11 protein-coding genes and 2 pseudogenes are annotated in these 11,415 nt (G+C 68.6%); 5 read left to right on the plus strand and 8 right to left on the minus strand.

The genetic code is table 11. The features are described from left to right. Nucleotides 1-919: Hint domain-containing protein (locus OS124_RS0118835; protein WP_010141453.1), on the plus strand; the 919-nt coding region annotated here is incomplete at its 5' end. Between the two features lie 27 nt (nucleotides 920-946). Here the strand turns inward: OS124_RS0118835 and OS124_RS0118840 are convergent. After that, complete coding sequence (locus OS124_RS0118840; RefSeq protein WP_010141454.1) at nucleotides 947-1,315, minus strand: hypothetical protein; 369 nt, start codon at nucleotides 1,313-1,315, stop codon at nucleotides 947-949. 152 nt (nucleotides 1,316-1,467) lie between these two features. Between OS124_RS0118840 and OS124_RS25230 the strand changes: the two genes are divergently transcribed. After that, a complete protein-coding gene (locus OS124_RS25230) occupies nucleotides 1,468-2,625 on the plus strand; it encodes a DUF2235 domain-containing protein (protein WP_010141455.1) in 1,158 nt (385 codons plus the stop codon). Nucleotides 2,626-2,773: 148 nt separating this feature from the next. Here the strand turns inward: OS124_RS25230 and OS124_RS0118850 are convergent, their stop codons facing one another. Further along, nucleotides 2,774-3,025 carry a GlsB/YeaQ/YmgE family stress response membrane protein gene (locus OS124_RS0118850; RefSeq protein ID WP_029375575.1) on the minus strand — a complete coding sequence of 84 codons (252 nt, stop codon included), beginning with the start codon at nucleotides 3,023-3,025 and terminating at the stop codon, nucleotides 2,774-2,776. A gap of 289 nt (nucleotides 3,026-3,314) precedes the next feature. On the opposite strand from OS124_RS0118850, the gene OS124_RS26230 reads away from it, so the two are divergent. Then, complete coding sequence (locus OS124_RS26230; protein WP_010141457.1) at nucleotides 3,315-4,301, plus strand: Hint domain-containing protein; 987 nt, start codon at nucleotides 3,315-3,317, stop codon at nucleotides 4,299-4,301. A gap of 207 nt (nucleotides 4,302-4,508) precedes the next feature. On the opposite strand, the gene dapD is transcribed toward OS124_RS26230, so the two are convergent. Continuing rightward, nucleotides 4,509-5,336, minus strand: coding sequence for a 2,3,4,5-tetrahydropyridine-2,6-dicarboxylate N-succinyltransferase (dapD, locus tag OS124_RS0118860; protein WP_010141458.1), 828 nt, complete (start codon nucleotides 5,334-5,336; stop codon nucleotides 4,509-4,511). Between the two features lie 247 nt (nucleotides 5,337-5,583). Between dapD and OS124_RS0118865 the strand changes: the two genes are divergently transcribed. Further along, nucleotides 5,584-6,450 carry a TIGR00730 family Rossman fold protein gene (locus OS124_RS0118865; RefSeq protein WP_010141459.1) on the plus strand — a complete coding sequence of 289 codons (867 nt, stop codon included), beginning with the start codon at nucleotides 5,584-5,586 and terminating at the stop codon, nucleotides 6,448-6,450. Beyond that, nucleotides 6,447-7,628 carry an MFS transporter gene (locus OS124_RS0118870; RefSeq protein WP_010141460.1) on the plus strand — a complete coding sequence of 394 codons (1,182 nt, stop codon included), beginning with the start codon at nucleotides 6,447-6,449 and terminating at the stop codon, nucleotides 7,626-7,628. Before OS124_RS0118865 ends, OS124_RS0118870 begins: the two co-directional genes overlap by 4 nt. Here the strand turns inward: OS124_RS0118870 and arsJ are convergent. From arsJ to OS124_RS27080, 5 genes and pseudogenes are all read right to left on the minus strand, one after another. Beyond that, nucleotides 7,625-8,825: pseudogene (gene arsJ / locus OS124_RS25240) on the minus strand (organoarsenical effux MFS transporter ArsJ). The gene OS124_RS0118870 and the pseudogene arsJ overlap by 4 nt on opposite strands. 62 nt (nucleotides 8,826-8,887) lie before the next feature. After that, a complete protein-coding gene (locus OS124_RS0118880) occupies nucleotides 8,888-9,886 on the minus strand; it encodes an ArsJ-associated glyceraldehyde-3-phosphate dehydrogenase (protein ID WP_010141463.1) in 999 nt (332 codons plus the stop codon). Nucleotides 9,887-9,890: 4 nt separating this feature from the next. Then, a complete protein-coding gene (locus OS124_RS0118885; RefSeq protein ID WP_010141464.1) occupies nucleotides 9,891-10,751 on the minus strand; it encodes an arsenate reductase/protein-tyrosine-phosphatase family protein in 861 nt (286 codons plus the stop codon). Nucleotides 10,752-10,866: 115 nt separating this feature from the next. Further along, nucleotides 10,867-11,151 carry a hypothetical protein gene (locus OS124_RS0118890; RefSeq protein WP_010141465.1) on the minus strand — a complete coding sequence of 95 codons (285 nt, stop codon included), beginning with the start codon at nucleotides 11,149-11,151 and terminating at the stop codon, nucleotides 10,867-10,869. A 152-nt stretch (nucleotides 11,152-11,303) separates the two neighbouring features. Continuing rightward, nucleotides 11,304-11,415: pseudogene (locus tag OS124_RS27080) on the minus strand (transcriptional regulator); the annotation flags it as partial.

Here is an 11,415-nt window from a genome sequence, read left to right on the forward strand (position 1 = left end):
CCCGGTGCGGCACCCGGTCTCGGGGCGGCTCTCGCTGTCGCTTGGGCCGGGGGGCGCCCTGCAGCTGGACATGGCGCGCGGGGCCAAGCAGCGCCGGGCCACGCTGACCCTGCCGGTGCCCGAGCGGGCCCGGATCCTGCGCTTCGTCTTTTCCTGGGATTGCAGCACCGGCGCCGCCCGGCTGGTGGTCGAGCGCCCCGAGCGCGACGGCGCCCCACTGGCCGCCGCCCTGGCCGATCCGGTGGCCCTGCCGCTGGAGGGGCTGAGCCGCGCCGCGCTGCACCCGACGGCCGAGACCCTTCACGCCAGCGTCGACTTCATCGCCCTGTCCGACAGCATCGAACCCATCGGGCCGATGCCCGGCCTGGTCGGGGGCACCTGCATCGACACGCCCGAGGGACGTCGCGCCGTCGAGGACCTGCGGCGCGGTGACCTTGTGCTGATCCGGGGAGAGGGCGCGGTGCCGGTGCTGGCCGCCGTGCGTCGCAGCCTGCCGGCGCGCGGTCTGTTCCGCCCGGTGCAGCTGTTCGCGCCGCACCACGGGCTGACCCGCGACGTGGTGGTCGGCGCGGGCCAGCGTGTCGTGACATCGGGCGACGAGGTGCAGCGGCTGTTCCGCACCGACGCGGTGCTGATCGCCGCCCGCCATATGATCGCCGAGGGCTCGGGGATGCATGCCGACAGCGGGCCTCTGGTCACGCTGCACCAGCTGCTGCTGCCCGACCGGCAGGTGCTGGGCGTCTGCGGCGCCGAGATGGAAAGCCTGCATGTAGGACGGTTGCGCCGCTCGGCCGCGCTGGTCGAGGCCAGCCTGCTGGCCGGCTACCAGCGCTCTCGTCTGCCGCAGCAGGAGGGCCACGCCCTGCCGGTGCTGCGCGACTACGAGGCGCGGATGCTGGCCAGTCACCGCGCCGCCTGAGGGCGCGCGACCGGCCCGCGATCAGGGTCAGTTCGGCAGCTGGCCGCCGCTCTCGGCCTCGGCCTCGCTGAAGAAGGGCGTCATCTGCGCCACGATGACCGAGTTCTCCTCGGCGGCGCGGGCCATCAGGTCGCGCTCGTCCTGCTCGATCTCGTGGCCCATCTCTATCCGGTCCTCCAGCGTGCCGTAGCCGGTCACGTCCAGCGGCGCCAGGTCGGCCTGCTTCAGGATCGCCACCGTTTCACGCACCGCCTCGGCTTCGTCGACGCCCGAGGCATAGCACATCAGCGCCGCGCCCACGCTGCCCTCGGGCAGGCCGTCGTCCTTGGCGCGGCCGACTTCGACCACCAGCGTATAGACCTGCTGACGCTTCGGCGCCTTCTTCTCTTTGCTCATCGGTGCGTCTCCTGTTGCGCGCGACCAGAACGGGGTCTGCCAGAAAACGGGGCCTGCCAGAAACCCGGGTCCTAGTAAAGGCCGCCATTCCGCACCTCGCGCGCGGGCAGGTTTGACGCTAACCTGCGTCGGGCGGCAGCGGAGAGGGGCCCATGGCAAAGAACATCGTGATCCTGTTCGACGGGACCGGCAACCAGATCAAGGCGCGGCGGACCAATATCCTGCGCCTCTACGGCTGCCTCGACAAAACCGAAGAGCAGGTGGTCTGGTACGATCCCGGCGTCGGAACCTTCGGCGCCGAGGGGGCCTGGTCGAAGCTGCGCCAGAAGGCCTCCGAGGTCTGGGGCATGGCCACCGGCTGGGGGCTGGATGCCAACGTCAAGGAAGCCTACCGCTTTCTCTGTGAAACCTATGACCACGAGGCCGGGGACAGGATCTGGATCGCCGGCTTCTCGCGCGGGGCCTATACGGCGCGGGTGCTGGCGGGCTTCCTGCATGCCTTCGGGATGATGGCGCCGGTGCAGCTGAACCTGCTGGCCTATGCCTATCGCGCCTACAAGAACATCGGCCGGCAGAGCGGCGAGGCGGCCTTTGCCGAGATCCGCCTGCACGAGCGCGCGCTGGATCCGCAGCGGGTCGAGATCGCCGGGCTGCTGCTGCTGGATACCGTCGCCTCAGTGATCGAGCCGCGCGGGCTGCTGCCCGGCGCCGTCACCTATGCCTATACCTCGAACAACCCTTCCGTGCGGGCGGTGCGCCACGCGGTCGCGATCGACGAACGCCGCTGCATGTACCGCGCCACACTCTGGGGCGAGGAGCGCGAGCTGCGCAAGCCCTTCGCTCCGCCCGGCAGCGGCACGCCGCAGGACGTGAAAGAACTGTGGTTCGCCGGGGTGCATGGCGATGTCGGCGGCGGCTACCCCGAGGCCGAAAGCCAGCTGGGCAAGCTGCCCCTGGCCTGGCTGATCGAGGAAAGCGCCGCCCTGGGCCTGGCCTACAAGACCCGCAGCGTGAACCGGCTGGTGCTGGGAACCCACAAGGACACCGATTATGTCGCCCCCGATCCCGGTGCCGAGGCGCATGTCTCGCTCAACTGGCGCTGGTGGCCCTTCGAGGTGGTGCCGGGGCGCAAGGTGGCGCCGGGGCGGCGCTTCCTCGGGCTGACCTGGCCTCTGGGGGCCTATCGGCAGATCCCCGAGGGGGCCGTGTTGCATCGCTCTGTGGCCGAGCGTCAGGGGCTGCGGCCCGACTACCTGCCGCCGAACCTGCCCGCCCCGGCAGGGCCCGCGAAGGACAGCGCTGCCGCCTGACCCCGCTGCCGAACGCGAAACCGCCCGGCCATGCGGCGCGGGCGGTTTGCAGTTTCAGAGGGAGAGAGCTTTCGTGCCGGGAGGGAGGGATCCCGGTCTTGGGTCGGGCCCCAGATCTTTGGCCCCGGATCTTTGGGCCCGTGGAAGGTCAGGCCCGTCGCAGGCCGCGCACCAGCGCGATCAGCAGGCAGGCGCCCAGCACCGCAACCACCAGCTGGCCCAGCAGGCCGCCCATGGTCGAGCCGACGATCGCATAGAGCAGGAAGTTACCCACCACGGCGCCGATGATGCCCATCACGATGTTCATCAGAAGCCCCATGCTGGAGTTCATCAGTTTCTCGGCGATCCAGCCCGCAAGCGCGCCGAGGATGATCGCCATCAGCCAGCCCATACCTACCATTTTCTTACCTCATCTGTTGTCCGTGCGGCGGCCTTGCCGCGACACATGTCCAACGTGCCAAGGCGGAAAAGGTTTCATGGCAGGTGCAACAATTTGTGCAATCAAAGATAAATCTATTGTGACCGGATTCGGACTTCCTTGAGGACACAATCAATTTTCAACCATGGGTGAATCAGGTACGGTTAACAAACTACCAACGTCAGAACAGCTCGGGCCGTGACATGTTCCCCGGTCCGGTCCCTCCGGCCCGCCTCTGCGCGGCGCCGGACCAGGTGTTGCAGGTGTGTGAATGGTAACCGAGACCGTAACTTATCGGGCCTATAACGGCTCGCTTCTTTCGACCCAGATCCTTGGCGCGGAACGAACCCTTCTGCTGACCTCTCTGGGCGCCTCGCAGGGCGGGGCGATCAGCGATGACTCGGGCGTCATCTATGTCGGCGAGGAGGTCTCGCTGGGCGGCCGGACGATGACCATGCTGGGCTCGGGCACGGCCCAGGCCGGGGTCTCTGCCGGGGTGACCATCGGGGTGGGTGCCAAGGTGCCGGTGCTGGTCTTCCAGGACAACCTCTCTGGCCAGCTCTACTTTGTCTTCCCGGATGGCCAGCCCAGTGCCCTTGGAATGGCGGTTCTGATCCTGGATGCCGATGCCCAGGCCTACAGCCTGGATGGCGGCCCGCCGATCTGCTTCTGCGAGGGCACGCGGATCCTGACCAATCGCGGCGAGGTGCCGGTCGAGGACCTGCGCGCCGGAGACTTCGCCGTCACCCACATGGGAGAGCTGCTGCCGGTGCTCTGGATCGGCTCGACCCGCTACGAGTCCGGCGCGCCAGAAGAGCACCGCCCGGTGGTCATCCGCCCCGGGGTGCTGGGGCCGGGCCTGCCGAAACGTCCGCTGAAGCTGTCCCCGCAGCACCGGGTGGTGCTGGGCGCGACCAGCGGAGAGCGGATGATGGGCCCCGCCAAGGCGCTTCTGGGCGAGGCGCAGGTGCACCAGCAGAAGAAGGCCCGGCCGGTGGTCTACTATCACGTGCTGATGCCGCGCCATGCGGTGCTGATCGCCGAGGGGGTGCCGGTGGAAAGTCTCTTCCCGGGGCAGATGTCGATCGGCACGCTGTCGGTCGCGGCGCTCTCCGAGCTTTGCGGGGTGCTGCGCTGCGCCGAGGAGGACCTGCCGAAGCAGCCGCAGGCCAAGCCGCGCTGCCGGTTCCTGTCCCGCCGCGAGGCGCGCGACTACCGGGAGGCGCGACTGCAGATGTTCGAACAGGCGGTTTCCTGAGCCCCGCGCCGCCGCCGGACCTGTCCCTTCCGGCGGATGGCAGAACAGGAAACCAGTGCCGGATCCTGCCGAGGTGCGACCCTCCGCCCTCCCCGGCGTGGTCCGGCCCGCCAGGGGCGCCCCCCGTTCCCGTCTCGGGGTGCGGGGGGCGCCAATTGTCCTGGTGTCCCCGCTTGCCGCAAGCTGGCCGGGATCCGGGTCCGCGCCTCAGTCGCGCAGCAGCTCGTTGACGCCGGTCTTGGAGCGGGTGCGCTCGTCCACGCGCTTGACGATCACGGCGCAGTAGAGGTTGACGCCGTTCTTCGACGGCAGCGAACCCGAGACGACGACCGAGTAGGGCGGCACTTCGCCGTAGGAGAATTCGCCGGTTTCGCGGTCGAAGATCTTGGTGGACTGGCCGAGGTAGACCCCCATGCCCAGCACCGAGCCTTCGCGCACGATCACGCCCTCGGCCACTTCGGAGCGGGCACCGATGAAGCAGTTGTCCTCGATGATGACGGGGCCGGCCTGCAGGGGTTCCAGCACGCCGCCGATGCCGGCACCGCCCGAGATGTGGCAGTTCTTGCCGATCTGCGCGCAGCTGCCGACGGTGGCCCAGGTGTCGACCATGGTGCCGCTGTCGACATAGGCGCCGAGGTTGACGAAGGAGGGCATCAGCACCGCGCCGGGGGCGATGAAGGCGGACTTGCGGACGACGGCGTTCGGCACGGCGCGGAAGCCCGCGGCCTTCCACTGGTTCTCGCCCCAGCCCTTGAACTTGCTGTCGACCTTGTCCCACCAGCCGGAGCCCTGCGGGCCGCCGTCATGCTGTTCCATGTCCTTGATGCGGAAACCCAGCAGAACGGCCTTCTTGGCCCACTGGTTCACCACCCAGTTGCCGTCGGCCTGCTTCTCGGCGACGCGCAGCTTGCCCGAGTCGAGGGCATTCAGCGTGTCCTCGATGGCTTCGCGGGTCTCGCCGGTGGTGGCGGGGGTGATCTGGTCGCGCGCCTCCCAGGCGGCTTCGATGGCAGCTTCAAGCTGGGCGTTGGACATGGTCTTCCTCCGGGAGTTTCGGCCGGGTAGTCGGCAGGGTGTTCGGCCGGGATTTTCAGGCCGTCTCGATAGGGCTCAGGGCGGTATAGGGCCTTGGCGGCGGCATCGCAATTGCGCAGAGCGCGGCTGGGCGCGCGGCGCTAGCAGGATGTGCCGATGACCGCGATCATCTCTGCCAATCGCGCGCCCGCCCATGGCGCCCGCGCGCGGGCTGGGATAGGCAGGGAGGGAGAGTGAAGGAAAGCCGATGACCGACGACACCCGCCATTCCCGTTTCCGCGATGCCGGAAGCGACCGCATCACCGCCAAGGAGGTGCCGCAGACCCCGCAGACCGTGTCCCCCAGCTATCGACTGGCCTTTGCCGACCAGGACTTCCTGTTGCGCGACGAGATGCGCTCGGTCCGCTTGCAGCTTGAGCTGATGAAGGTCGAGCTGGCGCTGGACGAGGCCGGGATCCGCTCGACCGTGGTGCTCTTCGGCGGGGCGCGCATCCGGGCGCCGGGCGTGGTGCCCGAGGGGCACCCGATGGCGAAGCTGTCGCGCTATTACTCCGAGGCCGAGCGCTTTGCCGCGCTGATGACCCGGAGGTCGATGGACCTGGGGGGCAAGGATTACGTCGTCTGCACCGGTGGCGGTCCCGGCGTGATGGAGGCCGGCAACAAGGGCGCCGCCGAGGCGGGCGGCCAGTCCATCGGCCTGTCCATCGTGCTGCCGCACGAGCAGGTGCCGAACGACTACGTGACGCCCGAACTTTGCTTCAACTTCCACTATTTCGCCGTCCGCAAGATGCATTTCCTGATGCGCGCCCGCGCCATCTGCGTCTTCCCCGGCGGCTTCGGCACCCTGGACGAGACCTTCGAGGCGCTGACCCTGATCCAGACCGGCCGGATGGAGCGTCAGCCCTTCCTGTTCTTCGGTCGCGCCTTCTGGGAAGGCGTCATCAACTTCGAGGCGCTGGTCGAGGCGGGCACCGTCTCGCCCGAGGACATGGAGCTGTTCAAGTTCGTCGAGACCGCCGAAGAGGCGATGGAGGCCATCGACAGCTGGCAGGGCGCCGGCACCAAGCGGGACGAGATCCCGGGCCGGGGCGACCTTGGGGATGCGCCGAAGTGATCACCTGGGTCCGGGTCATTGCGCTGTTCGTCACTGGCATGGCGGCGGCGGCGCAGTTCGGCAAGGTCTCGGTGCTGTTTCCCGCGTGGGAGGCCGCCTATCCGCAGGCCGGCGCGGCGGCGGGGTTCCTCGTCTCGCTGGTCTCGCTGATGGGGGTCCTGCTGGGGCTGCTGGCCGGCATGGTCGTCACCCGGATGGGCTTCCGGCGCACGCTGATCGGCGCGCTTGTGCTGGGGGCGCTGGTTTCGGGCCTGCAGGCGCTGATGCCACCGCTGCCGGTGATGCTGGGCCTGCGCGCCCTTGAGGGGCTGTCGCATCTTGCCATCGTCGTCGCCGCGCCGACCCTGATGGCCGAGATCACCTCGGACCGGTCACGCCCGCTGGCGATGACCCTCTGGGGCACCTACTTCGGCGTGACCTTCGCGCTCTATGCCGCCTTCGGCCCCCTGCTGCTGGCTGCCGGGGGCGTGCCCCTGGTGCTGGGCGGACATGCGGGCTTCCTGCTGCTGATGGCGCTGGTGCTGCCGCTGCTGCTGCCCGATGACCGCCGGCCGCGCGATGGCGTCGTCGCCCATCCGGGCGAGCCGCTGACCCTGTCGGTGATCGCCCGTCGCCACCGCGAGGCCTATGCCTCGCCGTTCATTGCCGCGCCGGGGCTGGGCTGGCTGTTCTACGCGATCAACTTCGTGGCGCTGATGACGGTGCTGCCCTCGTTCCTGCCCGAGGCGACGCGCGAAATGCAGATGACGGTGCTGCCGCTGGTCGGGATCGTCTCGGCGCTGACCCTCGGGTCGCTGGCGCTGAAGCTGTTCCGGGCGGTGCCGGTGGCGGTGCTGGGCTTCCTGCTGGCGGCGCTGTCGGTGGTGTTGCTGGTGGCGCTGCCGGGCACCGTCTGGGTGCCGGCGGTGCTGTTCATCGCCATGGGCTTCATGCAGAGCGGCAGCTTCGCGGCCGTGCCGCAGATCAACGCCGATCCCGCCGACCGGGCGCTGTCGAACGGGGTGCTGGCCCAGATGGGCAACCTGGGCAACCTGACCGGCACGCCGATCCTGCTGGCGATGACCGGCGCGATGGATTTCGCCGGGCTGGTGCTGTTCTCGGTCACGCTTTTCGGCATGGGTGCGGTTGTCCACCTGGTCGCGGCCCGGATGCGGGCGCGCAGTGCCGCCCCGGCCTAGGCCGGTTGCGGCTGCGGCGCGCTGAGCCGCGCCGCGCCGATCCAGCTGAGCGCCAGCAGCACCGCCGCCGTGCCGAGGCAGGCGGGCAGCCCGCCCAGCTGGTAGGATAGCCCCGACAGCAGCGTGCCCAGAAGCCGCCCCGCCGCATTGGCCATGTAGTAAAAGCCGACGTCCATGGTGACCCGCTCTCCGCTGGTGAAGGCGAGGATCAGGTAGGAATGCAGCGAGGAATTCACCGCGAAAACCGCGCCGAAGACCAGGAGACCGGCGATCAGCGTGACGGTGAGCCAAAGCTGGGGCTCCCCCGCCATCGCCACCAGCGCCGCCAAGAGGGCGGGCAGGGCGACCAGTGCGCCGACCCAGTGGCGCGCGGCCTGCACCAGCTCTGCCTCGGGCCGCGTGCCCGCGCGCAGCAGTTTCGGCGCGGCAGCCTGCACGGCTCCGTAGAGGATCGTCCAGACCGCCATGAAGGTGCCGATGGTGAAGAACGCCGCGCGGTTGCCCGCTTCCGACCCATCCGAGAGGACGGCGTAGAAGTAGATCGGGATGCCGACGACGAACCAGACATCCCGCGCGCCGAACAGGAAGACCCGCGCGAAGCTCAGCCAGTTGACGTTCGGGTCCTTGGAAAAGACCTCTGCGAACTTCGTGCCCTTCACGCCCTTCGGCAGTCCCGGCGGCATGAACAGGATCACCGCCGTGAGGATCAGCGCCAGGATCACCGCCATGCCCAGCACCGAGACAGTGAAGCCCCAGAGCGCCAGCAGGCCCGCGCCCAGCAGGAAGCCCGCGCCCTTCACGGCGTTCTTCGAGCCGGTCAGCACTGCCACCCAGCGGAACAGCCCGCCCTCGCCCTTCGGCGCCAGCAGCTTGACGGCGGATTTCGACGACATCTTCGCCAGGTCCCTTGGCCACACCAGAGGCGCCCTGCACCGCCATCACGAAGGCGACCGAGGTCCACAGCCCCCAGCTTGGGTCGAGCCGCGACAGCGCCAGCAGGGCCAGCACCTGCAGCCCGAGCCCCGCGTAAAGCGTCTTCGTCAGCCCGAAGCACGCGGCGATCCATCCGGCCGAGAGGTTGGTGACCACCCCCGCCAGCTCGTAGAGCAGGAACAGGTAGGCCAGCTGCACCGCCGAGAATCCCAGCGTATGGAAATGCAGCAGCACCAGCATGCGCAGCGCTCCGTCGGACAGCATGAAGGCCCAGTAGGCCGCCGTGACCGCGATGTAGGCAGAGAGGCCCTCGGGGCGATACGCGTTCACAGGGAATCTCCGACCATGGCGGCCACGTCCACCAGGCGATGGACGTAGCCCCACTCGTTATCATACCAGGCGTAGATCTTTACCTGGGTACCACTCACAACCATGGTCGACGGCGCATCCACGATCGAAGAGCGCGGGTCGTTCAGATAATCGGTCGAGACCAGCGGACGGGTCTCGTAGCCGAGGATGCCTTTCAGCGGACCTTCGGCGGCGGCTTGCAGCATTGCGTTGACCTCTTCGGCAGAGGTCTCGCGCGCGACCTCGAAGACGCAGTCGGTCAGCGAGGCATTCAGCAGCGGCACCCGCACGGCATGGCCGTTGAGGCGGCCGGTCAGCTCGGGGAAGATCTGGGTGATCGCCCTGGCCGAGCCGGTGGTCGTCGGGATCAGCGCATTCAGCGCCGAGCGCGCGCGGCGCAGGTCCTTGGCGGGGCGGTCGACGATGGTCTGGGTGTTGGTCACGTCATGGATCGTGGTGATCGAGCCATGCTTGATGCCCAGCCCCTCGTGGATCACCTTCACCACCGGCGCGAGGCAGTTGGTGGTGCAGGACGCCGCCGTCACGATGTCATGTTCGGCGGGGTCGTAGATCTCGTGGTTCACACCGTAGACGATATTGGCATGGCGCCCGTCCTTGACCGGGGCCGAGACCACGACCTTCTTCACCCCGGCCTCGAAATAGGGGGCCAGCTTCTCGGCGGTCTTGAAGACGCCGGTGCAGTCGATGACCACGTCCACGCCGTCCAGCGGCAGATCCTCGATCTGCTTGGTGCCGATGAAGGGCAGGCGGGTGCCGTTGACGGTGACGCTGTCGGCATCGTGGGAGAATTCGGCATCCCAGCGGCCATGGACCGAGTCGAACTCCAGCAGATGCGCATGCATCTCGGGATCGCCGACGGCATCGTTGATCCAGGCGATGTCCAGGCCGCGGTCCAGCAGGGGGCGCAGCGCCAGCTTGCCCATCCGGCCAAGGCCGTTCAGTGCGTAAGTCGTCATTCGGTCAGGCCTCCGCGGCGCCGGTTTCATCGAGGGCGATTTCATCGACGGCGCTTTGCAGCGAGATCCGGTCGAGGCTTTCCACCGGCAGCGCCGCGAAGGCGCGCAGGCGGTTCAGCAGGGTGCCGTAGGCGGCCTGGAAGGCCAGCGCCTTCTCGGCATCGGTCCCCGTGGCTCTGGCCGGATCGGGCATGCCCCAATGGGCGCTGATCGGCTGGCCGTCCCAGGCCGGGCATTCCTCGTTCGCCGCCTGGTCGCAGACGGTGAAGACGAAATCCATCTTCGGCGCGTCCGGCCCCTGGAACTCGTTCACGTCCTTCGAGCGCAGGCCCTCGGTCGCAATACCCTTGTCGGCCAGCAGCTTCACCGCGAAGGGGTTCGGCGTGCCGGCCGGGTGGGTGCCGGCGGAATAGGCGTTGAAGCGGTCCCCGGCGAGGTGACGCACCAGCGCCTCGGCAAAGATCGAGCGGGCGGAGTTCCCGGTGCAGATGAAGAGCACGTTCAGCTTGCGGTCGGCCATGGCGGCGGATCCTTCGGGGGCGAGGGGGAAGTGGTCGGCGCCGCCGGTCAGGCAGAGCGCGGGGCGCCCCCGGCAGCAATCGGCGAAGAGGTAGTCCAGCAGGTCATTCGCGGTGCCGATCTCGGCCCTGTAGAGCAGCGAGGTGCCCTGACGCTCCTGCCCGATCAGCCCGGCCTGACGCAGCGCCGAGAGATAGACGGAGAGGGTCGAGGCCTTCAGCCCCGTCGCCTCGGCGATCTCACCGGCGGAGACGGGCTGTGGGTAGCGGCGCATCAGCAGGCGCCAGACCAGCAGGCGCTGCGGATGACCGAGGGTCGAGAGAAGGGAGACGGCTTCTTTTTCCATATTTCATGAAATATGGAATTATAGGGTCGCGCACAACGATTCGTTGCGGCGAGATGTACGGAAAGAGCCGGGGTCGTGCCTCTGCCTGACAAGAGGCTGCTGCCAGAGCGTCGGCTCAGGCCTTGCGGTCCCCGTCTTGCGCTTCGGCGTCGTTTCCGTCGCCGCCTGAGCCGCGCAACTCGGGATCATTGTAGTCGTTGGGGTCGAAATCCTCGGGGTCGAAGCCGTCTTCGCCCTCTTCGATGCCGGTCACATGGGTGGTGCCCGTGTCCTCGTCGTAGACCAGCCCGTAGTTTGCCCGGCCCTCGGACTTGAAGCGCCGGTACTCGTGCACCCCGGCGTAGAGGAAGGCCAGGGCGAAGGGGGCAAGGATCAGGGCGGCGAGGGCCTGGGCGGGCATCGGGACCTCCTGGCAGCCGGGGCGGACGCTTGGCCCGCGTCACCGGCAGAGCAATCGGGCGGGCCCCTTCCGGGCCCATGGACCTTCATCTTAGGGCATGCGGCGGGTCTGTCCAATGTTGGGCGCGCCCGGTGGCCCGGGCTGCCTTGCTGTCAGATCCGCAGGAAGGGCTGCGCCAGACGCGGCAGCAGAGAGCGGAAGCGCAGCCGGGCGTCGGTGGCGGCAAGGCAGATGCAATCCGCGCCGACCTCGGCAATCGGCGTG

Source organism: Oceanicola sp. S124 (assembly GCF_000220565.1).
Classification (GTDB): Bacteria; Pseudomonadota; Alphaproteobacteria; order Rhodobacterales; family Rhodobacteraceae; genus Pseudooceanicola.

Bases quoted from the DNA above. Each gene is read 5' to 3' on its own strand.
- OS124_RS0118840 (WP_010141454.1), bottom strand. From the start codon at position 1,315: ATGAGCAAAGAGAAGAAGGCGCCGAAGCGTCAGCAGGTCTATACGCTG.
- OS124_RS25230 (WP_010141455.1), top strand. From the start codon at position 1,468: ATGGCAAAGAACATCGTGATCCTGTTCGACGGGACCGGCAACCAGATC.
- OS124_RS0118850 (WP_029375575.1), bottom strand. From the start codon at position 3,025: ATGGTAGGTATGGGCTGGCTGATGGCGATCATCCTCGGCGCGCTTGCG.
- OS124_RS26230 (WP_010141457.1), top strand. From the start codon at position 3,315: ATGGTAACCGAGACCGTAACTTATCGGGCCTATAACGGCTCGCTTCTT.
- dapD (WP_010141458.1), bottom strand. From the start codon at position 5,336: ATGTCCAACGCCCAGCTTGAAGCTGCCATCGAAGCCGCCTGGGAGGCG.
- OS124_RS0118865 (WP_010141459.1), top strand. From the start codon at position 5,584: ATGACCGACGACACCCGCCATTCCCGTTTCCGCGATGCCGGAAGCGAC.
- OS124_RS0118880 (WP_010141463.1), bottom strand. From the start codon at position 9,886: ATGACGACTTACGCACTGAACGGCCTTGGCCGGATGGGCAAGCTGGCG.
- OS124_RS0118885 (WP_010141464.1), bottom strand. From the start codon at position 10,751: ATGGAAAAAGAAGCCGTCTCCCTTCTCTCGACCCTCGGTCATCCGCAG.
- OS124_RS0118890 (WP_010141465.1), bottom strand. From the start codon at position 11,151: ATGCCCGCCCAGGCCCTCGCCGCCCTGATCCTTGCCCCCTTCGCCCTG.